Here is a 23,976-nt window from a genome sequence, read left to right on the forward strand (position 1 = left end):
GGAGGGCGCCATGGGCGCCGCATATCGGAATCCCTTGCGGGAAGGCGAAGCGCTCGCCGACATCCGCCGGCGGGCGCAGGCCGCCGGGCCCGAAGCGCTGGACGCGCGCGAATGCCTGGCCCTGGCCCTGCGGCGGGCGACCGGCGTCCAGGCCGGCCCGCTGGCGGCGGCCCTGCTGCAGCGGTTCGGATCCCTGCCGGAGGCGCTCGGCGCGCCGCCGTCGCGGCTGGCCGAGGTCGCGCCGGCGCCCGCGGCGCTGGAGATCGCCGTCTGGCGCGAGCTCTTCCGCAAGAGCCACGAGGCGGAGCTTCGCGCCCGTCCGGTGCTGTCCTCGGGCGCCGTGCTGCAGGACTATGTCCGTGCGGTGCTGGCGGCTGAGACGCGGCAGCAATGCCGGGCCTTGTTCCTCGACGCCCGCAATCGCCTTGTCCGCGACGAGCGCCTGACCTGCGGATCGGTGGACCATGCGCCGGTCTATCCGCGCGAGATCCTGCGCCGGGCGCTGGAGCTCGACGCGGCCGCCCTGATCCTCGTCCAGAACCGCCCGGCGGGGCAGGTCGAGCCCACGTCGGAGATGGTCGCCGACACCCGCTCTCTGGTGGACGCCGGGGCCGTGCTGCGCATCGCCGTGCACGACCACCTGCTGGTCGCCGACGGGCGGGTGGTCAGCCTTCGCGCCCGAGGGCTGCTGTGAGCGTCGCCTCGCTGGAGCCCATCGTCCGCGCGCTCGGCGGGGACCTGTGGGCCGGAGGGCTGCGGGCCAATGTGCCCGCCCCGGGGCACGGCGCGCGGGATCGGTCGGTCTCGCTCCTGCTGGAGGGCGGGCGCGTGGTGATCCACAGCTTTGGGCGGGCGGACTGGCGAGACGTGCTGCGGGACCTGCAGGCCCGCGGCCTGGTGGATGCCGACGGACGGCTGGCGGGCGTCAGCCCGACCGGCGCCGCGACGATGCTCCCGCCGGCCATGCTCTCGCCGGCGGGGCGGCGGCGCACGGCCGAGCAGCTCTGGTCCGAGGGCGGCGCGTTGCAGGGCCTGGCGTCCCGGCACCTGGCGCACCGGTCGGTTCGGACCCGGTCGGCCGCCCTGCGCTTCCACCCGGCGGTCCCGGCGGCGGTCTACGCCGGACGCGGCCGGCGGCGGCCGGCGCTGCTGGCGCGGGTTCAGGCGCCGGACGGCTCCACCTGCGCCGTAGAGATCACCTATCTGGCCGCTGACGGGTCGCGCGCCGCGCTGCCGCTCGCCCGCAAGACGGTGGGCGTGCTGCCGACGGGGGCGGCGGTCCGCCTCGACCCGCCCGGTCCGACTCTGCTGGTCGCCGAGGGGGTGTTCTCGGCCCTGTCGGCGGGCCAGCATTTCGGCCTGCCGGCCTGGGCGCTGCTCTCCGCGCCGCGGCTGCCGGGCTGGCGCCCGCCGCCGGGCGTGCAGGCGGTGCTGGTGGCGGCCGATCGCGGCGCGGCCGGCGAGCAGGCGGCCGCGGGCCTGGTCCGGGCGCTGCGGGCGGACGGCTGGCGCGCCCGGGTCCGCCTGCCGCCGGCGCCGTTCGGGGACTGGAACGAGGCGGCGGCCGCCGGGGCCGGGGAGGTGGAGCGGGGGCGGGGAGGGGCGAGCCGGACGGACGGGTGGTCCGGACCGCCGGCTCGGAGACCCTGACCATGACCGCTTCCCAGATCCCGGCCGGGCGCCGGCTGACCGTGCCGCTCAAGGACCTCGGCGTCGCCCCGGAGAACCTGCGCGCCGAGGAAGCCGCGGACGCGGACATCCCGCGGCTGGCCGACACCGTCCGCGCCGCCGGCCTGATCTATCCGCTGGTGGTGCGCCGCGGCCGACGGCGTGAGGCCGAGCCCTTCCAGGTGCTGGACGGCCGGCGGCGGCGCCTGGCCCTCCTGTCCCTGGTGGAGGCCGGCGCCATCGCGCCCGACGCGCCGGTCGAGTGCCTGCTGGTGGAGGGACGGGCGGCGCAGGCGGCGGCCGCGGTGATCCCGAACCGCGAGCATGCGCCGGTGCACCCGGCGGACGTCATCGCCGCCATCGGCAAGCTCCGGCGCGCCCACATGGCGACCGGCCAGATCGCCGCCGCCCTCGGCTACGAAGAGCTGGAGATCAAGCGCCTGGCCGCCCTGGCAGGGGTGCACCCGCGGGTGCTCGAGGCTTACCGGCAGGATCGGCTGACGGTGCGGCAGGTCCGGATGCTGGCCCGTCTGAAGGACAAGGACCGGCAGGAAGGCTTCGCACAGGCGGCGCTGGACGGCGTCCTGCATGACTACCAGCTGCAGGCCCAGGTGCAGGGCGGGCGAGTGACCGCCGACGACACGCGGGTTCCGCTGGTCGGACTTGCGGCCTACCAGGCGGCGGGCGGCCGCATCGAGGCCGACCTGTTCGGCGAACTGCCCGACGCCCTGCTGGACCCCGACCTGCTGGCGCGCCTGTGGCGGGAGCGGGCCGAAGCCCTAGCGGCCGGCCTGGAGGCGGAAGGCCTGGCGGTGCAGCTCGGAGACGAGGGCGGCTACCGGGCGCCGGAGGGCCTCCTGCACCTGCCCTATGTCCACGTGGGCGGGCTGCCGGAGGCGCAGCGGGCGGTGTTCGAGGCGGCGCGCGGCCGGGCGGAGGCCGCCGAGGCTGCGCTGGAAATCGCGGGCGGCGCGGCCGCGTCCGACCAAGCCCTGGCCGAGCATCTGGCGGCCCAGCTGGCGGTGGCCCGCGCCAAGGTGACCGACGGCGAGGTGGCCGCCGCGCGGCTGGCGCCCAACGGGGCGACCGGCCTTGACGTCAGCTTCTTCTGGCGGCCGGCGCCGATCCCGACGGAGGTCGCCCCGGACCTGGCGGCCGACGACCCATCCGCTGATGCGCCCGCCTCGGAGGACGCCGAGGCCCCGGCGTCCCTTGCAGCTGGAACCCGGGCGCCGCCGCAGCCGCCGCCCGGTCCGCTGGGCGCCGGCCATGCGCTGCACGACGCCCGAACGGACCTCGCCACCCGGGCGCTCGCCTGCGCCCTGGCCAACGATCCGGCCGCCGCCCTCACCGTGCTCACCGCGCACCTTCTGCGGCTGCTCACCGCCGCGCGGGTCGGGCGGGACGCGACCGCCCTGACGGTGCGGGCCGAGGCCTACGTCGGCGCTCGTCCGCCGATCGCCGGCCTGGACGCTGACCTGAGGCGGCGGCTGGTCGCGCGGCGGGAGGCGCTGGAGGCCTCCGGCCTGACGCCCATCGCCTGGACCGCGGGGCTGGGCGCCAGCGAACAGCTGGCGATGCTCGCCGAGCTGGTCGCCGTCTGCCTGGACCTGCGGGAGCCCCGCACGGACGCCGTCCGCAGAGCCGCCCGCGCCGAGGCGGCGGAGATCGCCGGCCTGTGCGGAGCCCGCTTCGGCGGCTGGACGCCGGACCCGGCCTACCTCCGCCTGCACGGAAAGGCCGAACTGGCGGCCATGCTCCAGGGGCTCGGCGACACGGATCCCAAGGCCTGCGGGCTGAAGAAGGACGAGCTGGTGGCGCGCGTCGCGTCTCTGGCGGCCGCCCAGGGGTGGGTCCCTCCGGAGCTGACCTGGACTTCAACCCTTGAGGCGTCCTCGCCGGAAGCGACGCGGCATGACCCGGCAGGCTCCGAGCCCGATCCAGCGAGCCCCGACGAGGCGACCGCGGCCCAGGATATGGCGCCGCTTGGGGCGGACCTGCCCAACGGGGCGGCGGAGGTCGAAGCAGGTGACGCAGCGGACCCGGCGGAGCCGGCTGGGGAGGGCGCGGACGCGGCGGCGCTCGCGGCCTGACGATCGGGGGCCTCCGCCGTGCGGAGGCCCTTTCGTCTGCTGGGTCGTGGAGCGGAGGAAGGGCGGAGCGGGGCGCCCGGGTTGGCCGGGCGGAGACCTGTCATGTCACCCCATCCTCAAGACCCGCCGGGCTCCGGCGGCTGGACCCCCGAACGCGTCGCGCGGCTGGAGCAGCTCTGGCGGGACGGCGTCAGCGCCAGCCAGGCGGCCGCCCGGCTCGGCGTCACCCGCAACGCCGTGATCGGCAAGGTGCACCGGCTGGGCCTGTCGCAGCACGGCGCCCACGCGCGGGCCGCCGGCGCGGTCGCGCCGACAAGGCGCAGTCACCGGCCTCGCACGCCGTCCAAGTCTCGGCCCGTCGCAGCGGCGGGATCGTCCGCGAGAGCCAGGCCGGTCAAGGCGGCCGGCGTCCGAAGCAAGGCTGCGGAACTCGAGGTCGAACTCCCGCCGCTCGCCTGGGACCTCGCAGCCCTCACGCCCCGCCAGTGCCGCTGGCCGATCGGCGATCCCAGGGCGCCGGACTTCGGCTTCTGCGGGCGCCCCTGCGTCGGCGGGCCCTACTGCGCCAGCCATGCGGCGCGGGCGTTCCGCGGCCGCGGCAAGGCGCCTCCGGCGGGTCGGCCGGCCGGAGCGGGCGCCTGAAGGGGCCAGGCCGGGGACGGCCGGTCAAGGGACGCGCGGGGCGCGCTCTGGCGCCCCTGACCGGCCGTCCCCGCCCCGGCGGGAAAGGGCGCGAGCTCCGGCTCGCCAACCCGAAGGAGACCGCCATGATCCCGCTCACCACCCCCTTGCTGACCCCTGGCGACCTGCCGCTGGACGCCTTCGACGCCCTGAGCAGCGCCCTGGAGGATCCACGGCCGCACCCGACCGCCGAAGCGCTCGGCCAGCTGGGCGCCGCCCTCATGGGCGAGCTGCTCGACACCCTGCTGGGCACGGCCCTGGAGGACTTCGCCACCCCCATCTGCGAGACCTTCATCGGCGGCCTGCATGCCGGCGCCCAGCGCGTGGAGCGCGAGGCCGACCGCGCCCGCGACAGCCTCGCCCGGCTGCTGCGCGACTTCGACGGCTCGGAGGTCGCCGACGACGAGCTGCAGCAGGCCAAGCGCCGCGCCGACGCGGCCGACGTCGCGGTGCGGGCGATCGAAACCGTCCGCGAGGCGGCGGCGGACGCCTACGCCCAGGCCACCGGCGAGACCTGGAGCCCCTGGCGCGGATCGGCGCGGGCCGGCTCCGTCACGGCGGCGCAGCTCGACGCCCAGGCGGCGCTTCGGGCGCTGCAGGCCCGGCGGCAGGCGGAAGCCGACCCGGGACGGCAGGTGGTGGCGTTCCGGGCGGCCCCGCAGGCGACCGGCCTTGAGGACGCCCGGCGGATCTTCGATGCGCTCAACTGGGCTCTGGGCGAATGGCCCGAGATGACCCTGGCTCTGACCGGCGCCCCCGGCGGCGAGCGGCTGGCGCTGCGTTGGGCGCAGCAGAAGCGAGTGCGGGTCGTGCTCGCCCGGCCGCAGTTCGACCGCCACGGACGCGCCGCGCCGTTCCGGGCCAACGACGACCTGATGGCGCTGGAGCCGGTGTGCGTGCTGGTGCTCGCCCGTTCGCTGGATCCAGTCCGGGCGGCTGCTCCCTTCGGCCCGGCGCTGAACCTCATGGAGCTGGCCCAGGCCAGGGCGGTGCGCTGCGTGGCGGTGCGGGCTCGCACCTGACCCGGTACGGGCGGCGTGCGGTCCTGACGCGCGCCGCCTGCTGCCGCGCCGACCGTGAGATCAGGCTTCGGCCGAGCCCTTCAGGGTGTGGAGCAGGCGCAGCAGGCTGCGCTGGCTGAGCGGCGTCAGGCGACCCCAGGCCGCCACCAGCTCCGCGGCGCCGAGGGCATGGGCGCGGAGCAGGGCCTCCTCGGCGGACGGACGCTCCGGCCGGTGGTCGACGGGCGCCAGAAGTTCGGCGGCGCTGCAGTCCAGGGCGGCGGCGATCTGCAGCAGGCGGCCGACGGAGATCCGCGCATCGCCGTTCTCGTACTTCTGCACCATCCACCAGGTGACGCCGATCCGCTCGGCCAGCGCGCCCTGCGACAGGCCCAGGGCCCGGCGACGTGCGGCGACGAGTGCCGCGACGAGGGCTTCTTCCGGAGGCGGCGCAGGGGTCGGCATGACCGGGCAGACTGCACCGCTTCGCCTGGGTCCGGAAGATCGCGCAGACACGGCCCCGAGTTGGTGTTCTGACGCGCCCAGGGCGGCCGGCAGCCGCCTCGCAGGGCCGGCAGCCGGGGCATTCACCGGCGTCTCGTGCTCGTGACCTTGCAAGCGCGGCCTTCGCTTCGGTCGGTGCGACGGGCTAGAAGAGGGCATGGGCGGCAGGAACTCACCCTGGCGGCGGCCGAGCCGTCGCCCGGTTTCCAGGCGGAGCGGGGCGAGGTCCGCGCCAGGACATCGCGGGGGCGGGCGACCGCTCACCGGATGGCGGCTTGCGGCGGCCTGCGTTGGCGCCTTTGTCATGACCGTGGCGGCCGGCTGGTGGGGGCCGCAGGTGCTCGACGCCGTGCGGGCCGCCGGCGTGGAGACCGAGGCGCCCGGCGATCCGACGCCGGTCGGCGCGGCCGGCGGAGAGCTCGCCCGCGTCGCGCGGGTGGTCGACGGCGACACCCTGCTGCTGGTCGGCGGCGAACGGGTCCGCCTGCTGAACATCGACGCCCCGGAGATGCCCGCCCGGGCAAGCTGCGAGCGGGAAGCGGCGCTGGCTTTGGAAGCCAAGGCGCGCCTGGAGAATCTGGCGCCGGCCGGCGCGGCGGTGACGCTGCGGCGCGACGGCGAGGACCGTGACCGCTATGGGCGGCTGCTGCGCCGGCTGGAGGTGGACGGCGAGGATGTCGGACAGCGCCTGACCCGCGAGGGCCTCGCCCAGACCTGGCGCGGCCGCAAGGCGCAATGGTGCTGAACAGGTTCGGGGGCCGGTCCCCGTGCTTCGGACTTTGGGGGCCGGCGCCTCCGGCGCCCGCGCCGGGCCGGTGACGGCCGACACGGACGGGCGCCGGGCGCACCGGGGCAGGTGCGCGGCCGGAGGGCTTTGCGCCGCGTTCCGGCCAGGCGGACCAGGACCTCCCGGCTGGAGACGTGGACACCGGGATCCCCCTCCTGGCGACGGCGCCGCGGGTCCGCCGCAGGGGCGGCGGGGCTCCGGCCGTCAAAGGGTAAGACGCACGCGGCGGCCGGACACCCTTTCGCCAGAGCGCGATCGTCAGGGCAGCGTCGATGGGTGCGCCGACGCGGGCCTGAGCCGCCGGCCGCCGTTTGCGGCGCGTTCCGCCTCGAGGTCGTAGAGAGACGTCACCGCCGACACGAAGGCGTCCGTGTCGCCGGCGTCGAACACCCCGCTCACCGGCCGATGCGCCAGGTTCGGCGCGGCGAGGGTCAGCTTGCCGGAGCTGTAGCGGTTCACCTCGGCGACCGCTGTCGACAAAGGCGTGTTGCGGAAGGTCAGGCGGCCGGTGGTCCAGCCGGCGACCGCGGGATCGGCGGGGCCCGGGGCCGACAGGCCGCTCGCCGTGGCGGTGAGCTGCTGGCCAGGGGCGAGCACCGCCGTCCGGGCGGCGGGGTCCGTCGCTGACGGGGCGACCTCGACCTTGCCGTCCAGCAGGGCGATACGCACACTGCCCGGCGCCCGCCACACGTCGAAGCGGGTGCCGAGCGCCCGCACCTCGGCGAGGCCGGCGTCGACCACGAAGGGACGGGACGGGTCCTTGGCGGCTTCGAAGACGGCCTGGCCGCGCCGCAGCCGCACCCGCCGCTCGCCGGCCGTGAAGGCCAGCTGAACCTCGGAGTCAGTGTTGAGCCGCAGGCGCGAGCCGTCCGGCAGGGTCACGACGCGCTGCTCGCCCACCCGTGTCTCGAAGCGGGGCTGTTGGGGGCTGCGGAGCACCAGCAGGCCGCCGGCGGCCACCGCCAGCGCCAGCACGGCCCCGGCGATCGGCAGGGCGCCTGGCCTGCGAGCGCGTGGTCGGCGCCCGGCGACGGCCGGCCGGCGCTGGAACGCCGCCGCCGTGGCGGCGGCGAGCTCCGGGTCGGCGGCCAAGGCGCCGGCTTGCGTCCAGGCCGCCTCCACCTCGGCGTAGGCCGCGGCGTTCTCCGGAGCCTGCCGCCAGGCGCGGAAGGCCTTGAGGTCGTCGGTGCGGACCGACACCCGGCTGAGCCGGGCGAACCAGCGCGCAGCCTCGTCGCGGGCGCGGGCCGGCGCCCTTCGGTGATCCTGTGTCATCGCCCTCAGTCCCGCAGCGCCGCCGCGCAGAGCGCCAGGGCCTTGGTCATGCGGCCCTCGATGGTCTTCACCGACACGCCGCAGCGCTGGGCGATCTCCTCGTAGGTCAGGCCGCCGAAGCGGCTCAGCACGAAGGTCTCGCGCAGGTGCGGCGGCAGGGACAAGATCACCTGCTTGAGCAGCACCGTCTCCGACTGGTGGGACGGCAGGCCGGCCGCCGGAGCGGCGTCCTCCGGCGCGTACTGCGGGCGCGCCGCACGGCGGCGGGCCGCGTCGCGGGCGGCGTTGATCGCCACTCGGGCGAGGAAGGCCCGCGGGTGGCGCAGCTGCGGCTGGGCGCCGGCGGCGCGGGCGAAGGTCTCCTGGGCCAGGTCCTCCGCCTCGCGCGGTCCGAACCGGCGGCGCAGAAAGTCCAGCAGCCAGCCGCCGTGCTCCCGGAACGTCGCTTCGAGGTCGAGGCCGGCTGCAGGGGGCGCCGCGGCATGCGCCGGACCGGCCGCGTCACGCGCGTCCGCGGCCGAAGCCGCCGCGGCGGGATGGATCTTGGGTCTGGCGTGCGCCGAGCCGTTCACGGGTCGTCCCCAAAGCGTTGGGGCGGCCGGATGCCGGATCGGAAACGCAGCCTGTGGAGTCAGCGCCCGGGCGGCCGAATCCGGCCGCCGCGGCCGGCGCTCACGTCAGGAGCGGCCCGCCTCGGGTTGGTTCGCGCACAAGAGGTTTCCACGCCCCGCCGGGACTGCGGCCCCGGCGCTTCAAGCGTGGCGCCTTTGTGATTCGGTGACAAGCCGGCCGGCGAACTGCGCTCCGTGAGCGAAGGAAACGCCTCTCTCGGAGACTTCGGCGCCCTGCGGGCGGGCGCAGGTCGCGGCGCGCTTCGCGGCGCTGGCGCGGCGTGGCGGCCGTCAGGCCGGGAGACGGGCCGGTTCGCAGGGAGTTTGGTTGAGCCGTTCGGCCAGGCCGCGGGCGTCGGCTTCGGCCAGCGCCAGGGGCGTGAGGCCGAGCAGGGCGGCTTCGCCGGTGAGCCGGTCGATCACCCGGAAGCGGCCGGGCACGATGTTGGGGCGGACCACGAAGCGGGGGTTCATGGACGAGGAGGCTGCGCCGAGTCCCGGACCGGAGGCAACGGTGGAGCTTGCTGCCCGCCGTCAGGCGAGGATGCGGCGCTCGCCGCCGCGGGCCCGGCGGTTGAGCAGCTCGGCCAGGTGCTCGGCGTCCTCGCGGCCGAGGTCGTCCTGCGGAACCATGGCGATCACCGCCGTCTCGCCGGTCCAGACATCCACCACCTTGAAGCGCTCGGCGCTGCGGGCGGGACGAAGGACGAAGCGATCGGTCATGCGGCAGGTCCCTGGTGACGGTTGGCCGCTGGGCGGCGGCCGGAGAGGGGTCGGGCGTTGGAAACCCCTTGTGGAGGCTCGGTGCTTGGGCGGTCCGGCCGCTGCCGATGCGGTCGCCCGCATCCCCCGGCTCCAGGCCGGCGCCCTATCTCCCGACGCCCGACAGCCCGGTTGTAAGCCGCCGGCCGGCCGGGTGGAAGCACGAGGACGCGCGCCGCGCGGCGGCGCGCGGATCTGCAAGGGGCAGGGGCGTCGGTGGGGCGGCGCCTGGCGGATGCAGGCCAAGGGCGACGGTTTGGGCGCGAGGACGAGAACGGTGGGAGGGTGCGCGGCTGTGCGCGGCGTGGGTCAGCCGCCGGCGGGACCGGGCGGCGCGAACGGGTGGCGCGGGCTTCACGAGGCGGGCGGCGGCGTGGCCCGGCATCGGGCGCCGAAACGGTGAATGCCGCAGGGGTTGGTCGCCGCCGCAAGTGGGAGGCTTGAAGGCGGGGAAGGCCTTCCCCTGCGCCCGAGCCGCAGGTCTCGGGCGACCCCTTCCAGCGGGGCGCGGCCCCGCAACGCCCCGCGTGGTGCGCTTGGTCGGACACGTCGTGAGGGTGAAGCGGCCCCGGCTGCGTCTTCCGGAGGATCGGCGTGGAGGGATCCTATGGCGGCGTTCGGGGTGCGGGCGGAGGCGGAAGACCGCTGGCGGGTGAGGCTGGCGCCGCTGCAGGGCGCCTACGCCCCCAAGACGGTTCGGGAATACGCCCGCGACCTGGCCAATTTCGACGTCTGGTGCGCGGCCCGCGGCCTGGCGCCCGCCGTGCCGGCGGAGGCCGAGACGGTGGCCGGCTATGTGACGGCGCTCTTCCCGGAGTATGTGGCCAGCAGCGTCGCGCGGATCCTGGTCGCCCTGCGCTGGGCGCACCGGCTGGGCGGCCACCCGGAGCCGACGCGCAGCGAGACGGTTCGGCTGGCCTACCGCGCCGGCCTGCGCCGCCACGGGGCGCGGCCGCGGCAGGCGCCGCCGGCGGACGCCATGGTGCGCGACCGGCTGCTGGCCGCCTGCGGCGACGACCTGCTGGGCCTGCGGGACCGGGCGATGTTCTGGATGGCCTACGACACCCTGTGCCGGCGCGGCGAGCTGATGGCGCTGCGGCTGGAGGACCTCGAGCGGCTGTCGGACGGCGGGGCGCGCCTGCGGGTGCGCCGCTCCAAGGTCGATCCGGAGGGGAAGGGCGCCCAGGCGTTCCTGTCGCCGGCGGGGCTCGCGGCGGTGGACGCCTGGCTGGCGGCCGCCGGCGTGACGGAGGGGGCGATCCTGCGGCGGGTCCGGCGCAGCGTGGCCTGCAGCGGGCAGATGAACGGGGTGGTGCTGAACCAGCGGCTGCGGGCCCTGGCTGCGGCGGCGGGGCTGCAGCCGGCCGGCTCCGTCCGGCTGTCCGGCCACTCCTTCCGGGTGGGCGCCGCGCATGACCTGGTGATGGGCGGCCGGACCCTGCTGGAGGTGATGCGGGCGGGCCGGTGGACCCATGCGGATACCGTCGCCCGCTATGTGCGCCACGCGCCGGTGAACCCCTGGGCGGCGGGACAGGTCGAGGTCGTCAAGGCGGCGTCCGACGGGGAGGCAGATGACGAGGCCGAGCGCCACCCGGTCGCGCGCTGAGCGGGCGCGGCGGGTGTGGCGGTGTCGGGGTGCTGCGGCTCGCGGCTGTGGTGAGCAGGGGGTGACGGATGGACGGGGGATGGATGGCGCGGCATTTCGGGGACGACCCGTGGCCGCCGTGGGCGCTGGCGCTGGCCCGGATGCAGGGCGCCTACGCACCCAACACGATCCTGGCCTATGCCCGCTGCTTCGAGCGCTTCGAGCGCTGGTGCGCCGGGGCGGGGTTCTCGCCGCTCCCGGCCGAGGCCGACGCCGTGGCGGGGTTCGTGTCGCACCTGTTCCCCAGCTGCGCCCGCAACACGGTGGTGCAGTACCTGCGCTCGATCCGGGCGGTGCACCGGCTCGCCGGTGAGCCGGACGTCAGCTACAGCCTGCCGGTGCAGCTGGCCTTCCGGCGCGGCCGGCGCGAGCACGGCCGGCCGGCGCAGCAGGCCTATGGCCTCACCGCCGCGATGCGCGACCAGCTGGTCGCCACCTGGGCCAACGATCTGCATGGCATGCGCAACCGCGCCCTGCTGCGGCTGGCCTATGACGGTCTGTTGCGGCGAAGCGAGCTGATCCGACTGGAGGTGGAGGATTTCGAGCCGCTGCCGGACGGCACGGGCAAGATCCTCGTGCGGCGGGCCAAGAACGATCCCTTCGGCCAGCGCTACGCGGCCTACCTGTCGCGCGAGACCACGGCGGCCGTGCAGGCCTGGTTGAAGGCGGCGAAGATCGAGCGGGGCCCCCTGCTGCGGGCCATCTGGCGAGGGCGGCCGCTGCCGGGCCATGCGGACCCGCGGCTGGTGAACCAGGTGCTGGCCCTGGCGGTCCGCCGGGCGAAGATCCCGCCCGATATCGCCCGGCGGCTGAACGCCCACTCCTTCCGCATCGGCGCCGCCCAGGACCTGGCGGCGGCCGGGCGATCGCTGATCGAGATCATGCGGGCCGGCCGTTGGCGGCACCTGAGCACGGTGGCGCACTACGTCCAGTGTGCGCCGGTGAACGTCTGGGCGGACCAAGGGGAGGGGACCGGCGGCGGCGTGGAGGAGAAGCGCCTGTGGCGCTCGGCCGAGCAGTGGAACCCGCGGGAGGGACCGCGCACCGACGGCTGACCAGAACCGGGGCGCGGGGCGCACGTTGTGAGCTCATGGATCAGGATCGTGAACGCGCCCATCGGGCCTGGCGGCAGGCCGAACGGATCAAGCGGCTCTCGGATGGGCTCGTGAAGCTCGGCCCCTTGCGGCTCGGGGTGGACGGGGTGATCGCCTGGGCTCCGGGCGCTGGGACGCTGTACAGCGCCGGTGCGGCGGGTCTGCTGCTCTATGAGGCCGTGCAGGCGGGCGCCAAGCCGGCGACCCTGGCGCGGATGGCGGGCTACCTGCTGGCCGATACCGGCGCCTCAAGCGTGCCGATCCTCGGCTGGGCGATCGACACCCTGTTCCCTGGCCACCTCATGGCGGCGAGAGCCCTGCAGCGCGATATCGAGAAGCGGCACGGGAAGAGCGAGCTTCCGGAGGACTGGGGGCGGGCCAGGAGCTGGTTCGGGCGGGGGCGACGAGCTTCTGGGCCGCAGACCGTCGACCTGCCCGAGGGAAGCTGGCGGGCGAAGTAGTTGCGCTGGGCACCCCCACGCCTTTTGATGGAGCTCCATGACGTTCGACCTGCGTCCGATCCCAGCCAACAAGCGTGGGTGAGCTGCGGAGCGACTCTGCTCGCCGCCCGCGCGCAGCACCCACGCACTCGGGAGCAGCGACCTAGTTGACGCGTTCGTCCGCGAGCTGCCGCGCGCTCGTCGAGGATCGGGCTGGCACCAGGGGCGTCGGCTGCAGGAGCGCTGCCAACAATGCCGCGAGTTCGTTCGTTGATTTGTCGAACTGAGAGCTGAATTGTTTGGTCGCGTTCGTGCGACTCCTCTGTTGGGCCGTGGTGCTCTCGACTGTGGAGAGGATGGTAGCTGGAGCCCGCGCCAAGAACTCCGCTTCGCTCTCGAAAACCGCCCCCCCGAAGGGCTCGATGGTCTCCCGCACGCAGCACTGATCGATTCCCAGCACCGGAGTGCCGTAAGAGAGCGCCTCCAAGTTGACGATCCCCTGCGTCTCATTGCGATAGGTGCTCGGGAAAAGCAAATAGTCGAGCTGGCTAAAAAATGCCGCCTTGGATTCCCTCACTGCTCCCCAAAGCACGAGCTCAACGTTGAGTTCATGCGCTACTTTCGAGAGTTCCTTAGAGGTCGCGTCGTCAAGCGGCCCTGCGACCTCAAAGGTGGTAGGGTGGTGCCTCGCGGTGCTTCCCGCAACGGTCAATGCGCGGAACAGTCCCTTCTCGACCGGGTGGGAGCCGCTCATGAAGCCGAGCCTTATAGACGCATCGTCGAGGCTGCGCGGCTGTGGGCGTGGTTGCGCCACAAGGAAGGCGTTCGTGAGCGTCAGCGGCGCCGGCGCGCGTCTCGAATACCTGCCGTCGAACTCAATAGCCATCTTTTCGCATTGGAAGATGTGGACCGCGTCGGGCACCGCGCGAATGATCAACGGTATGAGGTTATCGTGCTTCCTGACGTAGCTATAGCCGTGATGGTGCACGAAAACCCGGAGCCCGCGCATTCGGCAGAGTAGCAGAAGAGGAAGCGCAAGCGCCTTCCCGGCATTGCTCTCCAGCGAGAAGTAGACGGCGTCCGGCTTGCCGGTTGCGAGACCCGCTAGCCGTGAGACTGACGACCAGGTTCTGGCGACTAGTCGGTGGACCAAGGAGCCGCCCATGCCCAGGAGAGGATAACGTTGCACAATTGCGCCGCGCCTCTCGAGCTCATCGAGAATAGCGCCGGTGCATGTCGCGGCTCCCGTCAGAGACGGCGGGAGAGGTCCGAATGCGGCGATCTTTCGGGCGGCGCTTGTCACGTTTGGAATCGTCGCATTCCTAGAGCCGCCAGCCCCTTCTTGATCTTATGGTTGCGCATCGCGTTGGTACGCAGAAGGCCGCGTCGGAAGGCCTGCTCAGCAAAGGGAACCAACTCAACGGCACCTGGGAGATCTGGGGGCCCCGGTTTGTCCCAAACGGCGGGGCGGGGCCCGCTGAGCAACGCCTTCGCAGACCCGACCGAGTTGTGCGTCGCCGAGCTGTCAAAGCCGATGTTCGTCACAAGAGACTTCGGCGGCATAACTGCAAGTCCGTCAGCTTTGAAGACCGACCACCACCAGCGGATCGCCCAGCTGTCCAGGCCCCCTCGCATCTGCTTGCGCAGCATGTCGGCAAACGGAAACGTACCGCCGGCGTTGAAGCTTCGTTCGAGCAAGGGGTCGGAGTCCAGCTCCTCCCATCCGGTAGCTTGAGCGTCGAAGTGCTTCCAAGCCCGCTTCCAAGTGGCCCATCCCCATGAGGTGGTGAACCGCTGGAACGATCCGGATCTCTGAGACTCGAACTCAGGAACCGAATATTGGTAGCCCCCTACGTGCATCACCTGTTCGCTGCTGGAATATTTCTCCAAAGCGCCCTGGAACCATAAAAGGGCGGAAGGCTGTAAGAGCAGGTCGTCTTCTACCACGATCACAGAGCCGTACTGGTCAGTCAGCGCTGTAACGGCGCTGATGATCGAGTTCGCGAGGCCACGGTTCGCCTCTTGAGCAACGACAGTCATGTTCGGCCGCTTGCGGAACCCAAGTAGTTCTCGCACCGCTTCGACGTCAGCTACCGCCGCCGCGTTCTTCGGTCCATCAGAATAGATGTGCAGATCATGATCCGCAAAGCCTTCGCATGCCTCTAGCGCGTCGAGTGTTCGGGATAGGTGATCGGCTCGACGGTAAGCAAATAATGCAATCGGCGCTTTCACTTAGAGCCTCAGACGGTGGCGGGTGCCCGAGCTAGGATCGGACGCCCCCATTTCGGTTGATTTATAGCTCAGTAGTAGCAGGCTTAGCCGTAAAGAAATATCACCTTCCCAGAACACCAACTGTGAGCGCAGAGGCAGACGTGAGCAATCCCGCGAGACCGGCGAGCGACTGCGGTCTGACCCTCGTCTCCTACGGGCGGCAGGGGCACCGGCAGGAGTATATCGATTTCTTCTCACGAACACTCGCAGGCGGTTTGATCCCGTCTCTCGCTGAGCATTGGCGCGATGCAGTGCCGGTCGCCGAACCGGTGCTTTTCCTGATGATTGAGGAGGATACAGTTGGATTCGCGAGGGCGGCTATTCGCCGTTCATTAGCGGGGCGACGGACCGTCGGCCTCCTCTTCCGACCGGTCGAATGTGCACGTCCCCGATCCACGCGAACGCTCGTCAAGGGCTTGGCCATGAGGGTGCTGAAGCGTTGGCCTGGCGTGTCCGTCATCAGCATTCTGCCGGCTGATGTGGAGCCAGCCGTTATTTCCGTCGCCACTGACTGGATCTACGATCCGCAGTTATGGGACCTGCCGACAGTTGGGGCGTCCGTGATGAGCGCTATGGCCGTTGAGATCCGTGAGGCGGCAGGCGACCGTACGGTTGTCGTCGCGCTCGGCGCGCAAAACGAGGACAAGGGCTTTCACCAGTTTGTGGAGATCTGGCGCTCAAGCGAACAGCTTCGCGAGCGATTCCTGTTCGTCGCGGCTGGCAAGGTTGCGTCCGAGTCAAAGGGGATGGCGGACGAGTTCGTAAGGGCCGGCGGTCTCCTGCGAGACGGCTTCGTCTCCGATGAAGATATGGCGGGTGCGTATGCGGTCGCGGATCTCATGTGGAGTTGCTACGGGCCGCAGTACAATCAGGCCTCGGGCATCTTTGGTCGGGCAGTTCAGCGGGCAGTTCCCGTGGTGGTGCGGCGCAATTCCTATGTGGAGGCTCAGGCGCGGCGATTCGGATTTCCGAACCTTTCGCTCGACTGGACTGAGGCTCGGGAAGCTGCCGCAAAGCTGTTGGGGTGGTCACCTCCCGATCGACCCAACACCGCTAACCTGGTCGCGGGCATGCGCGCACGTAGTCTGAAGGCGCTGACTCAATCGCTTGGACGATGGACCGCGTGAACCTCCGCAAGAACATTAGCTGGAACGTCGCTGAGGTTGTCGTCACGAGCCTAGGACTGTTCCTTCTGTACAAGATCATCATCGCCTCTGTCGGGGTCTCTGGTGTCGGCATATGGTCGCTTGTGATGGCGGCGACTTCGATTGCTCGGGTGGCTGACGTCGGTGCGGCTGCTGGCCTAGGTCGCTACATCGCCCTCGCTGACCGGGAAGGACCACAAGCTAGAACTGCCATCGATTACATTGAGACGGCTTGGCTCCTCAATTTCCTGCTCTATCTTACGCTCGGCTTGCTGCTCTACTGGCCGGCCTACATGGGGCTGGGTCTACTTCCAGATCCCGCTGTTATACGTGAAGCGCGACAACTCCTGCCGTTCGCCATCGGGTCTTTTGTGCTCATGAATCTAACGGCAGTAGTGAATTCTGCTCTGCTTGGTCTCGGCAAATCTTATCAGAAAAGTGCTCTTTCGATGCTGGCTGCGATAGGGCAGATCGGAGTGGCTGTTTTCGCGATCCGGTCGTTTGGCCTTCGCGGTGTCGCGCTCGCTCAGATGGCTCAGAACCTGTTCATCTGTATTGTTGGCTGGCTGCTCACGACGCGTGCTGCCTCAGGGCGTGTAGATCTGCGCCTGCCCTGGCGGCTGCGAATGCAGCCCCTTCGTGAACTTCTTGGCTTCGGCCTGCGACTTCAGGCTGTCAACTTAGCCACCTTCCTGCATGAGCCTGCCGTAAAGCTCGCTTTTTCTGTTGTTGGCGGTGTCCACGCGTTGGGCCTCTTCGAAATGGCTTCTCGCGTCGTTCTTCAGGCACGCCAGCTACTCGTGACGCCGAGCCAAAACCTGACGCCCCTTTTTGCGCGAGCTGTAGCCGAGAACGATCCAGCGCTCCGCGACCTCTATCAACGTGCGGTGACGCTGATCATGCTTGTTGCTGTTACTGGGTTCGGCATTCTCGCGCTGGGGGCTCCTCTGCTGAGCAAGCTCTGGCTCGGCCGGGTTGATGGTATATTTAGCCTCACGTTGGCTGTTCTCTGCTTCGCTTGGCTGTTCAATGTGGTTTCAGTTCCGGCTTACTTGCTCGGAGTTGGTTCGGGCGTGGTGCGATGGAACCTTCTCGGTAGCGCCGTCACCACCGTCTTTGGCCCCGTCTTCGGGATTTTTCTGGGCATCATGTTTGGGCCGCTTGGCGTGACAACGGGCGCAGCGATCGGCATCGCCTCTGGAGCCCTGCTGATCAGCGTCCAAAACTGCCGAGCTCAGCGCCTCCGAGTTCTGCCCGAATTCCCAGTCATGACCCGCGAACTGCTGGCCTCGATTAGTCAAATCCGGCGAGTTGGATGAAGATACTCCACCTAGTTCATATTCCCCGCCACTCGGGGGCTGAAGTGCTTGCGAGAGACTTGTGTATCCAACATCGGATACTGGGGGCACGCTCAGCGATTGCGTCGAACGCTCCCGCGGCTGAAGCTTTCGAGCCGGAGCTCGCTGCGTTGGCCGAAGCCGGTGTTGAGCTCTACGTTCCTCGCGAAGAGTTATACGGGCTCGCCCGCTCGCGGAACTTCGCGCGTGCTTTTGCTGCGTTCGAGCCAGACGTGGTGTTTGCGCATTCTTTGCTCCCTGCGCTTTACGGCCGAATTGCTTTGGCCATGGTCAGGAGGCGACCGCCGATCCACTTCGTCCTGCACAGCAGCACCAATGACTTCTCTAACTGGAAGGCGCGCTGGGCGGAGCGCATGCTTGTGCCGCTTACCCGCAGCGTGATCGCTGTCGCAGAACCCGCTGCAGCCAACTACAAGCGAAACGTGCCATGGGGCCCCGAGCCTCAGGTTATCTCAAACGGGGTTGACGTGGAACGTTTCCGGACAACTTCCGAGAAGCGCAAGGAAGTCAGGGACCATCTGCAAATCCGGCCTCACGAACGAATTCTGCTTCAATTGGGGCGGATCGCTCCGATCAAACAGCAGTGCTTCGCAGTGAAATCCTTGATGAATGTTCTAGCCTCCAATCCAAGCGCGAGTCTCTGGTTCGCTGGCGTAGTTGAGGACGAGAATTATCTTCGAGAGTTGGTGGCTGCGATCGAAGGGACGGGGCTAGGCGGCCGGATCCGTTTTCTCGGCCCGCGGAGGGATGTCCCTAACCTGTTAGCTGCAGCAGACGTCTACCTTATGCCGTCTATCGCGGAGCAGCATAGCATTGCGCTTTTGGAGGCGCTGTCGAGTGGGGTCCCCGTCGTGGCGAGCGACATACCCAGCTTCGCGTTCGCAAGGTACATGCCCGGTGTGACACTGGTGCCGTTAGATAACTCCGATGAACTTGCTGCATCTGTCGCAGACCAACTGCGGCGCAGTGAACGTTACGTGCGGGACTTGAGTGACTATGACGCCGGGCGGACGGCGAGGGACTATTTAAAGATTGCGGGCTTTGCGTCTGACGTGGGCCCAGCATAGTCGTTTGTTGAGTGGGCGTAGTGCTCGCTAGGGCAGCTGAACTATGCCAATAGCTGCGCACGTCCGGCAACTCACCATCTATATGCAGTAGGCCAGTAGAAGCGCTGCTCACGATGTTGTGCAGCCGACGAGGGGATGGGTGCAAAAACTCTGTGCGAGATGAAAAGAAGAAAGAAAAGCGGCTCCGTGGCGATCGGTTGACTGAACAGCGCGATCACGAACGCCGGTAGAAGGCTGGCGAAGAAGTAGCGAGTGTCGCGTACCGCTCCAAGCAAGCTAGAAACTATGATGCCGATGCCAATCAAGCCGTACGTTGAGACCTGGGCGATGAGGTTGATGGCAAGGTTGCGTCCATCAGGCTCGCCGCCGATCAGCAGATCCTCACTTCCGACGTTTCTGATTGCGTTCATCCGCTCCACGAAGGAGATGGTCGCGTTCGTGTACTTATACCCGAGCCCAATATATGGGATGTTGTATGTCACAGCGATTAGAATGAACGCGGCAAACGGCGCGACTACCAAGTAGAACCACCAAGGAAGCCGGAGTCGTGCGCCTATCACGCCGCCTAGCGTCACCAAGGCAACTAGGCCCATGGTGGAGAGGCTTGCAACAGAGGCTATCAAGCATATCCCAGTCGCGAGCGGACTCCATCGTCGGAAGCTGCAATATCCAGCTGCCCAGCATGCAAACGCCGGGAATATTCCAACCTCTCTGAAGAAGCCCGAGAGACGTGGCATCATCCCGAACCACGTTGCCACGTAGTTGTAGACGGTCGTTCCGGGCAAGATGATCACTGCTGGGCGAGGATAGCCGTACCAGAAGTGGCCGACGCTTAGGGTCTCAACGCGAACCCCAGCCAGCAGCAGTGTGAAGGAAAATAGTAGCGCCGCCGACAACACCACTATGATCACCGCGATCGCGTCGAAAAAGGCGCGGCAGCGCTCTGGCGTTGCGAGCACGACCGAGCCCACGAAAACGCCTATCAAGCATACGACGGATGTCTTGGTGGTTATGTCGAGTGTTTGAGAGCGGGTGCCGGCAATCACCAAGAGAATGAGAAACACGGCGAACGCAGCGTAACCTCCAAGTTGCGCTGATCCACCGACGACTGGCTGTTTGTGAGCAGCGCTGATCAGAGCTGAGCCCAAGGCTAGCGCGGCTGCAATCAAGAGAGCCGGAAGTGCGTACAGTTCTCCCAAAGCAGTGGGTCGAGAGAAAAAAAGTGCAAGTGCTGACCCGGATATCATAACGATATCAGGACGCGGCATTCGCAGATTCAGCTGCGCCATAGGATACGCCGAGTTAATCCTGGTTAATAAAGGGGGCCTGCCGCTCTGGTAATCGACCCGGCACTTATGAGGCCGCTGCAGTACCAAACGTGCGTTCACATTCCTCATACACTCCCGCAATCCCGTCTCGCAGGCCGATGCTCGGGGTCCAGCCGAGCCCGCGTAGCTTGTCGCCGCTCATGAGCTTGCGGGGGGTGCCGTCGGGCTTAGAGGTGTCGTTGCGGATCTCGCCCTGGAAGCCGACGACGTCGCAAACCAGGCGGGCGAGGTCGCCGATGGCGATGTCCTCGCCGGAGCCGACATTGACGTGCTCGAAGTCCGAATAGGTCTTCAGCAGGAAGATCAACGCGTCGGCGCAGTCATCGGCATGGAGGAACTCGCGCCGCGGCGTGCCGGTGCCCCAGATGGTGATGGCCGGATCGTTCGCGACCTTGGCCTCGTGCGCCTTGCGGATCAGGGCCGGCAGGACGTGAGAGGAGTTGAGGTCGAAGTTGTCGCCCGGCCCGTAGAGGTTGGTGGGCATGGCGCTGATGAAGTCGCAGCCGTGCTGTTTGCGGTACGCCTGGGCCAGCTTGATGCCGGCGATCTTGGCGATGGCGTACCACTCGTTGGTGGGCTCCAGCGGGCCAGTGAGGAGGGCGTCCTCGGGGATCGGCTGGGGCGCGAACTTCGGATAGATGCAGGACGACCCGAGGAAGAGCAGCTTCTCCACATTCGCCCGATAGGCGGCGTGGATGATGTTCGCCTCGATCATCAGGTTTTCATAGAGGAAGTCGGCCGGGTAGGTGTCGTTGGCCAGGATGCCGCCGACCTTGGCCGCGGCCAGGACCACGGCGTCCGGCCGGTTCGCCTCCATCCAGGCTTCGACGTCGGCCTGGCGGCGCAGGTCGACGTCGCTCCGCGTGGCGGTGAGGACCTCGCAGTCCTCACGCGCCAGCCGGCGCACGACCGCCGAGCCGACCATCCCGCGATGGCCGGCCACCCAGATACGCTTTCCCTTCAGCTGGTACATCAAGCTTGGCTCAGGCGTAGGCGGCGATGGGGTCGGTGAGCATGGACTTCAGGTCCTCCCGGACCATTTCGCGCGCCAGCTCCCGCACGCCAGTCTCGTGTTCCCAGCCGAGCTTGGTCTTGGCCTTGGTGGGATCGCCGAGCAGCAGGTCCACTTCCGTAGGACGGAAGTAGCGCGGATCGATCTCGACCAGGCACTTGCCGGTCTTGGCGTCATAGCCCTTTTCATCGACGCCTTCGCCTTCCCAGCGCAGCTTGAAGCCGGCGTCCTCGAAGGCCCACTCGACGAACTGACGCACGGTGGTCGTCTCGCCGGTCGCGAGAACGTAGTCGTCGGCCTGATCCTGCTGCAGCATCATCCACATGCCGCGGACGTACTCGCGGGCGTGGCCCCAGTCGCGCTTGGCGTCGAGGTTGCCGAGGAAGAGCTTGTCCTGGCGCTTGTGGGCGATGGCCGCGGCGGCCCGGGTGATCTTGCGGGTGACGAAGGTTTCGCCGCGCAGCGGGCTCTCGTGGTTGAAGAGGATGCCGTTGGAGGCGTGCATGCCGTAGGCCTCGCGGTAGTTCACCACGATCCAGTAGCTGTAGAGCTTGGCCACGCCGTAGGGGCTGCGCGGGTAGAAGGGGGTGGTCTCCTTCTGGGGCACTTCCTGGACCAGGCCGTACATCTCCGACGTGGAGGCCTGGTAGAAGCGGGTCTTCTTCTCAAGACCCAGAATGCGGATGGCCTCCAGCAGGCGCAGGGTGCCGACGGCGTCAGCGTTGGCGGTGTACTCCGGCGTCTCGAAGCTGACCTGCACATGGCTCTGGGCGGCCAGGTTGTAGATCTCGTCCGGCTGCACCTGCTGGACGATGCGGATCAGGTTGGTGGAGTCCGTGAGGTCGCCATAGTGTAGGATGAGGCGCGGGTTCTCCTCGTGCGGATCCTGATAGATGTGCTCGATCCGGCCGGTGTTGAACGACGACGAGCGCCGCTTCACGCCGTGGACGATGTAGCCCTTTTCGAGCAGCAGCTCGGTCAGGTAGGCGCCGTCCTGGCCGGTGACGCCGGTGATGAGTGCGACCTTGCGGCCTTGCGCGTCGGGCATGTGAGTCTCTCGGCTGATGCTTTGGTTGTTGTTTCTGAGCGGCCTTAGGCGGCCACAGCGGCGGCAGGCTGCCGGGCCAGGACGTCATCGAAGACGGCCATGAACCGGCGGGACACGGCCGCCATGTCGAAGTTGGCGATGGCGTAGGCACGCCCGGCGTCGCCCATCCGCTGGCGCGTGAGGGGCTGGTTGCGCAACTCGCGCGCGGCGGCGATGAGGGCGGCAGTGTCGCCCGCGCGGATCGCTCGGCCGGCTCCGGCCTGCGTCAGCATGCGGGCGGACAGGTTCTCCAGCGGCGCGGAGAGCAGGGCCGGCTTGCCGGCGCATAGGTAGCTCAGCACCTTAGAGGGCACGGAGTAGCGACCGGCGTCCTCCTCCAGCAGTGCAACGAAGGTGTCGGCTGCACCCAGCGCGTCGGGCAGGGCCTCGATCGGCTCCAGACCCTTGAGGAGCAGGTTCGGGCGCGGGTTGGAGTCCAGCTCCAGGCGCAGGAACTCAGCGCCGGCGCCGACGGCGGAGACCACCACCTTGACCGCCGGATCATCTTGGAACGCGTCGGCCAGGGCGCAGAGCATCATCGGGTCGTGCTTGAGGCCCAGGGTGCCGGAATAGAGGAAGACGTAGCTGTCCGTCAGGCCCATCCGCTCGGACCAGGCGTTGGCCTTCGGCCGCAAGGGAATCTCATTGAGAGCGCCCCAATTGGGGATGATCTCCACGTCCTGGGCGTCGACCTTGAGCTGCTTGAGGCCGGCCAGGAAGTCGTCGCTGATCACCACGATGGCATCGCTGCGGTTCAGCAGAGTGGCTTCCAGTCGCTCGTACCAGAGCGCGGCGAGCCCGCCCGCGCCGAAGAACTTCGAGCTCAACAGGTTGCGGACGGCGAGGCTGTAGAAGTCCTGCATCCAGAAGACGAAGCCGGCGCCGGCGCGCCGCGCGGCAGCCATAAGGGGCGCCTGAGACTCCAGGGGCGTGTTGCCAGAGAGGATCACGTCGGGCCGGAACGCGGCGATCTCGGCGCCGGCCTTGCGACCGTACTCGATGTCCTGGCTGCGGCGCTTCAGCAGCTGGTCCTTGCGGTAAGGCTCGGAGATGGCGATCGGGAAGATCTGCAGGGTTTCCGGATCGTCCGCCTTGCGCTCGGTCGCGCCCTTCGGGCCGGGGTCGCCTTCGAAGAAGAAGTGACCGACCTGATGGCCCTCACGGGCGAGCTGCCGGGACAGCTCGAAGACAAACGGGTGACCGGCATAGTCGTGAATGGCGATACGCATGACGTGGTCGTCCCGGCGGAGGATCAGTACGAGCCCTTGCGGGCCAGGACGGCCGGCACGGTGGCGAACAGGATGCGGACGTAAGTCTGGGCGCTCCAGCGCTTGGCGTAGAGGACGTCCATGGCGACGCGCTGGCGGTAGTCGACGTCGTTGCGGCCGCTAACCTGCCACAGGCCGGTGATGCCGGGCTTCACCTCGCAGTAGCGGGAGAACCAGCGGCCGTAGCGCGGCACCTCCGCAAGCACGATCGGACGCGGGCCGACCAAGCTCATCTCGCCTCTAAGGACGTTGAACAGTTGCGGCAGCTCGTCGAGGCTTGAGACGCGTAGGAAGCGCCCGAGGGCGGTGATGCGCGGATCGCGACGCAACTTGTGGTCGGCCTCCCACTCGGCGCGCGCCTGGGGGTCGCGGGCGAGGAGGGCGGCGAGGCGCGCTTCCGCGTCTATGACCATGGAGCGGAACTTCCAGCACCGGAAGGTGCGCCCTTCGAAGCCGATCCGGCTGTGCCCGAACAGGACGGGTCCGCCATCGTGCGCCCACACAAGCAGCGCGATGGCGCCCATCAGCGGCGCCAGAAAGAGCAGGGCGGCGCTCGCGATAACGATGTCGAACAGGCGGCACAGGTCCACGCCCTGCTGCGGCGCCGAAGCTGGCGCAAGGCGCGGCGCGTCCGCGGTCTTCGTCCCGGAAAGATACATCTTAGGCCCCCAGCGCCCTTACCCAACCTTTACCGTGCGAACAGCGTGCCAGCAAAGCTGTTCGACGAACGCTGAGCGAGTTTCTGCTGCGGTGCGGCAATTCGCGCACCAATTTGGGTCGCGCTTCATTCACATCCCGAAGTTGCGCGGAACGGGAGCAGAGTTTCCGGCCGTTAAGGGCGTCCGGAGACCAATTGTTAGGCGTCGGCCTCTTAGCTTG

General features: G+C 69.4%; 24 protein-coding genes. 12 read left to right on the forward strand and 12 right to left on the reverse strand.

The features are described from left to right. Positions 1 to 10 precede the first annotated feature (10 nt). From DJ018_RS10465 to DJ018_RS10485, 5 genes are all read left to right on the forward strand, one after another. Positions 11 to 694: a JAB domain-containing protein gene (locus DJ018_RS10465; protein WP_165842873.1), complete on the forward strand. Its 684-nt coding sequence runs from the start codon at positions 11 to 13 to the stop codon at positions 692 to 694. Further along, a complete protein-coding gene (locus DJ018_RS10470) occupies positions 691 to 1,650 on the forward strand; it encodes a DUF7146 domain-containing protein (RefSeq protein ID WP_111514904.1) in 960 nt (319 codons plus the stop codon). The genes DJ018_RS10465 and DJ018_RS10470 overlap by 4 nt, the downstream gene beginning before the upstream one ends. A 2-nt stretch (positions 1,651 to 1,652) precedes the next feature. After that, positions 1,653 to 3,761, forward strand: a complete 2,109-nt coding sequence (locus DJ018_RS10475; protein ID WP_133254265.1) for a ParB/RepB/Spo0J family partition protein — start codon at positions 1,653 to 1,655, stop codon at positions 3,759 to 3,761. A gap of 102 nt (positions 3,762 to 3,863) precedes the next feature. Further along, positions 3,864 to 4,403 carry a GcrA family cell cycle regulator gene (locus tag DJ018_RS10480; protein WP_111514906.1) on the forward strand — a complete coding sequence of 180 codons (540 nt, stop codon included), beginning with the start codon at positions 3,864 to 3,866 and terminating at the stop codon, positions 4,401 to 4,403. 125 nt (positions 4,404 to 4,528) lie between these two features. Next, positions 4,529 to 5,464, forward strand: coding sequence for a DUF2493 domain-containing protein (locus DJ018_RS10485; protein ID WP_111514907.1), 936 nt, complete (start codon positions 4,529 to 4,531; stop codon positions 5,462 to 5,464). 60 nt (positions 5,465 to 5,524) lie between these two features. Here DJ018_RS10485 and DJ018_RS10490 read toward each other — a convergent pair whose 3' ends face one another. Further along, positions 5,525 to 5,908, reverse strand: coding sequence for a helix-turn-helix domain-containing protein (locus DJ018_RS10490; RefSeq protein ID WP_111514908.1), 384 nt, complete (start codon positions 5,906 to 5,908; stop codon positions 5,525 to 5,527). 343 nt (positions 5,909 to 6,251) lie between these two features. Here DJ018_RS10490 and DJ018_RS10495 point away from each other — a divergent pair, with 343 nt between their 5' ends. Next, the gene (locus tag DJ018_RS10495) at positions 6,252 to 6,692 is read left to right on the forward strand and encodes a thermonuclease family protein (RefSeq protein WP_111514909.1); all 441 of its coding nucleotides are present in this window, start codon (positions 6,252 to 6,254) and stop codon (positions 6,690 to 6,692) included. Positions 6,693 to 6,992: 300 nt separating this feature from the next. On the opposite strand, the gene DJ018_RS10500 is transcribed toward DJ018_RS10495, so the two are convergent. The 4 genes from DJ018_RS10500 to DJ018_RS10515 form a co-directional block, all read right to left on the reverse strand. Beyond that, entirely contained in the window at positions 6,993 to 8,009 is a 1,017-nt protein-coding gene (locus DJ018_RS10500; RefSeq protein WP_111514910.1) for a FecR family protein, read from the reverse strand. A gap of 5 nt (positions 8,010 to 8,014) precedes the next feature. Next, positions 8,015 to 8,581 carry an RNA polymerase sigma factor gene (locus DJ018_RS10505; protein WP_165842874.1) on the reverse strand — a complete coding sequence of 189 codons (567 nt, stop codon included), beginning with the start codon at positions 8,579 to 8,581 and terminating at the stop codon, positions 8,015 to 8,017. Positions 8,582 to 8,911: 330 nt separating this feature from the next. Beyond that, positions 8,912 to 9,094: a hypothetical protein gene (locus DJ018_RS10510; RefSeq protein ID WP_111514912.1), complete on the reverse strand. Its 183-nt coding sequence runs from the start codon at positions 9,092 to 9,094 to the stop codon at positions 8,912 to 8,914. 60 nt (positions 9,095 to 9,154) lie between these two features. Next, a complete protein-coding gene (locus DJ018_RS10515; protein ID WP_111514913.1) occupies positions 9,155 to 9,343 on the reverse strand; it encodes a hypothetical protein in 189 nt (62 codons plus the stop codon). Positions 9,344 to 9,989: 646 nt separating this feature from the next. On the opposite strand from DJ018_RS10515, the gene DJ018_RS10520 reads away from it, so the two are divergent. The 3 genes from DJ018_RS10520 (at position 9,990) to DJ018_RS10530 (ending at position 12,582) form a co-directional block, all read left to right on the forward strand. After that, the gene (locus DJ018_RS10520; protein WP_165842875.1) at positions 9,990 to 10,988 is read left to right on the forward strand and encodes a tyrosine-type recombinase/integrase; all 999 of its coding nucleotides are present in this window, start codon (positions 9,990 to 9,992) and stop codon (positions 10,986 to 10,988) included. 83 nt (positions 10,989 to 11,071) lie between these two features. Further along, positions 11,072 to 12,082, forward strand: coding sequence for a tyrosine-type recombinase/integrase (locus DJ018_RS10525; protein WP_165842876.1), 1,011 nt, complete (start codon positions 11,072 to 11,074; stop codon positions 12,080 to 12,082). A 35-nt stretch (positions 12,083 to 12,117) separates the two neighbouring features. Next, positions 12,118 to 12,582, forward strand: coding sequence for a DUF4112 domain-containing protein (locus DJ018_RS10530; RefSeq protein ID WP_111514916.1), 465 nt, complete (start codon positions 12,118 to 12,120; stop codon positions 12,580 to 12,582). Positions 12,583 to 12,724: 142 nt separating this feature from the next. On the opposite strand, the gene DJ018_RS10535 is transcribed toward DJ018_RS10530, so the two are convergent. Together DJ018_RS10535 and DJ018_RS10540 are read right to left on the reverse strand one after the other, a co-directional pair. Next, a complete protein-coding gene (locus tag DJ018_RS10535) occupies positions 12,725 to 13,750 on the reverse strand; it encodes a glycosyltransferase (RefSeq protein ID WP_133254266.1) in 1,026 nt (341 codons plus the stop codon). A gap of 110 nt (positions 13,751 to 13,860) precedes the next feature. Further along, entirely contained in the window at positions 13,861 to 14,793 is a 933-nt protein-coding gene (locus DJ018_RS10540) for a glycosyltransferase (RefSeq protein ID WP_111514918.1), read from the reverse strand. 140 nt (positions 14,794 to 14,933) lie between these two features. Between DJ018_RS10540 and DJ018_RS10545 the strand changes: the two genes are divergently transcribed. From DJ018_RS10545 to DJ018_RS10555, 3 genes are read left to right on the forward strand one after another with little or no spacing between them, the layout of a single operon-like run. After that, positions 14,934 to 15,959 carry a glycosyltransferase gene (locus DJ018_RS10545; protein WP_133254267.1) on the forward strand — a complete coding sequence of 342 codons (1,026 nt, stop codon included), beginning with the start codon at positions 14,934 to 14,936 and terminating at the stop codon, positions 15,957 to 15,959. Continuing rightward, positions 15,956 to 17,296, forward strand: a complete 1,341-nt coding sequence (locus DJ018_RS10550) for an oligosaccharide flippase family protein (protein WP_165842877.1) — start codon at positions 15,956 to 15,958, stop codon at positions 17,294 to 17,296. Before DJ018_RS10545 ends, DJ018_RS10550 begins: the two co-directional genes overlap by 4 nt. Continuing rightward, positions 17,293 to 18,402 (forward strand): glycosyltransferase family 4 protein, encoded by a 1,110-nt coding sequence (locus DJ018_RS10555; protein ID WP_111514921.1) that lies wholly within the window; start codon positions 17,293 to 17,295, stop codon positions 18,400 to 18,402. Before DJ018_RS10550 ends, DJ018_RS10555 begins: the two co-directional genes overlap by 4 nt. Before the next feature lie 71 nt (positions 18,403 to 18,473). On the opposite strand, the gene DJ018_RS10560 is transcribed toward DJ018_RS10555, so the two are convergent. The 5 genes from DJ018_RS10560 to DJ018_RS10580 all read right to left on the reverse strand — a co-directional run bounded on the left by DJ018_RS10560 (position 18,474) and on the right by DJ018_RS10580 (position 23,756). Continuing rightward, the gene (locus tag DJ018_RS10560) at positions 18,474 to 19,670 is read right to left on the reverse strand and encodes a hypothetical protein (RefSeq protein ID WP_133254268.1); all 1,197 of its coding nucleotides are present in this window, start codon (positions 19,668 to 19,670) and stop codon (positions 18,474 to 18,476) included. 85 nt (positions 19,671 to 19,755) lie between these two features. Next, the gene (gene fcl / locus DJ018_RS10565) at positions 19,756 to 20,703 is read right to left on the reverse strand and encodes a GDP-L-fucose synthase (protein ID WP_111514923.1); all 948 of its coding nucleotides are present in this window, start codon (positions 20,701 to 20,703) and stop codon (positions 19,756 to 19,758) included. A 10-nt stretch (positions 20,704 to 20,713) separates the two neighbouring features. Beyond that, positions 20,714 to 21,790: a GDP-mannose 4,6-dehydratase gene (gene gmd, locus DJ018_RS10570; protein WP_111514924.1), complete on the reverse strand. Its 1,077-nt coding sequence runs from the start codon at positions 21,788 to 21,790 to the stop codon at positions 20,714 to 20,716. Positions 21,791 to 21,834: 44 nt separating this feature from the next. Then, complete coding sequence (locus DJ018_RS10575) at positions 21,835 to 23,058, reverse strand: glycosyltransferase family 4 protein (RefSeq protein ID WP_111514925.1); 1,224 nt, start codon at positions 23,056 to 23,058, stop codon at positions 21,835 to 21,837. A 23-nt stretch (positions 23,059 to 23,081) separates the two neighbouring features. Then, positions 23,082 to 23,756 carry a sugar transferase gene (locus tag DJ018_RS10580; protein WP_111514926.1) on the reverse strand — a complete coding sequence of 225 codons (675 nt, stop codon included), beginning with the start codon at positions 23,754 to 23,756 and terminating at the stop codon, positions 23,082 to 23,084. Positions 23,757 to 23,976 lie beyond the last annotated feature (220 nt).

The organism is Phenylobacterium deserti (assembly GCF_003254705.1).
In the GTDB taxonomy this organism is placed as follows: domain Bacteria; phylum Pseudomonadota; class Alphaproteobacteria; order Caulobacterales; family Caulobacteraceae; genus Phenylobacterium; species Phenylobacterium deserti.

What these genes read in the sequence shown, in the direction of transcription:
- DJ018_RS10465 (WP_165842873.1), top strand. Translation starts at nt 11, where the DNA reads ATGGGCGCCGCATATCGGAATCCCTTGCGGGAAGGCGAAGCGCTCGCC.
- DJ018_RS10475 (WP_133254265.1), top strand. Translation starts at nt 1,653, where the DNA reads ATGACCGCTTCCCAGATCCCGGCCGGGCGCCGGCTGACCGTGCCGCTC.
- DJ018_RS10480 (WP_111514906.1), top strand. Translation starts at nt 3,864, where the DNA reads ATGTCACCCCATCCTCAAGACCCGCCGGGCTCCGGCGGCTGGACCCCC.
- DJ018_RS10485 (WP_111514907.1), top strand. Translation starts at nt 4,529, where the DNA reads ATGATCCCGCTCACCACCCCCTTGCTGACCCCTGGCGACCTGCCGCTG.
- DJ018_RS10490 (WP_111514908.1), bottom strand. Translation starts at nt 5,908, where the DNA reads ATGCCGACCCCTGCGCCGCCTCCGGAAGAAGCCCTCGTCGCGGCACTC.
- DJ018_RS10495 (WP_111514909.1), top strand. Translation starts at nt 6,252, where the DNA reads ATGACCGTGGCGGCCGGCTGGTGGGGGCCGCAGGTGCTCGACGCCGTG.
- DJ018_RS10500 (WP_111514910.1), bottom strand. Translation starts at nt 8,009, where the DNA reads ATGACACAGGATCACCGAAGGGCGCCGGCCCGCGCCCGCGACGAGGCT.
- DJ018_RS10510 (WP_111514912.1), bottom strand. Translation starts at nt 9,094, where the DNA reads ATGAACCCCCGCTTCGTGGTCCGCCCCAACATCGTGCCCGGCCGCTTC.
- DJ018_RS10515 (WP_111514913.1), bottom strand. Translation starts at nt 9,343, where the DNA reads ATGACCGATCGCTTCGTCCTTCGTCCCGCCCGCAGCGCCGAGCGCTTC.
- DJ018_RS10520 (WP_165842875.1), top strand. Translation starts at nt 9,990, where the DNA reads ATGGCGGCGTTCGGGGTGCGGGCGGAGGCGGAAGACCGCTGGCGGGTG.
- DJ018_RS10525 (WP_165842876.1), top strand. Translation starts at nt 11,072, where the DNA reads ATGGCGCGGCATTTCGGGGACGACCCGTGGCCGCCGTGGGCGCTGGCG.
- DJ018_RS10530 (WP_111514916.1), top strand. Translation starts at nt 12,118, where the DNA reads ATGGATCAGGATCGTGAACGCGCCCATCGGGCCTGGCGGCAGGCCGAA.
- DJ018_RS10555 (WP_111514921.1), top strand. Translation starts at nt 17,293, where the DNA reads ATGAAGATACTCCACCTAGTTCATATTCCCCGCCACTCGGGGGCTGAA.
- DJ018_RS10560 (WP_133254268.1), bottom strand. Translation starts at nt 19,670, where the DNA reads ATGCCGCGTCCTGATATCGTTATGATATCCGGGTCAGCACTTGCACTT.
- fcl (WP_111514923.1), bottom strand. Translation starts at nt 20,703, where the DNA reads ATGTACCAGCTGAAGGGAAAGCGTATCTGGGTGGCCGGCCATCGCGGG.
- gmd (WP_111514924.1), bottom strand. Translation starts at nt 21,790, where the DNA reads ATGCCCGACGCGCAAGGCCGCAAGGTCGCACTCATCACCGGCGTCACC.
- DJ018_RS10575 (WP_111514925.1), bottom strand. Translation starts at nt 23,058, where the DNA reads ATGCGTATCGCCATTCACGACTATGCCGGTCACCCGTTTGTCTTCGAG.
- DJ018_RS10580 (WP_111514926.1), bottom strand. Translation starts at nt 23,756, where the DNA reads ATGTATCTTTCCGGGACGAAGACCGCGGACGCGCCGCGCCTTGCGCCA.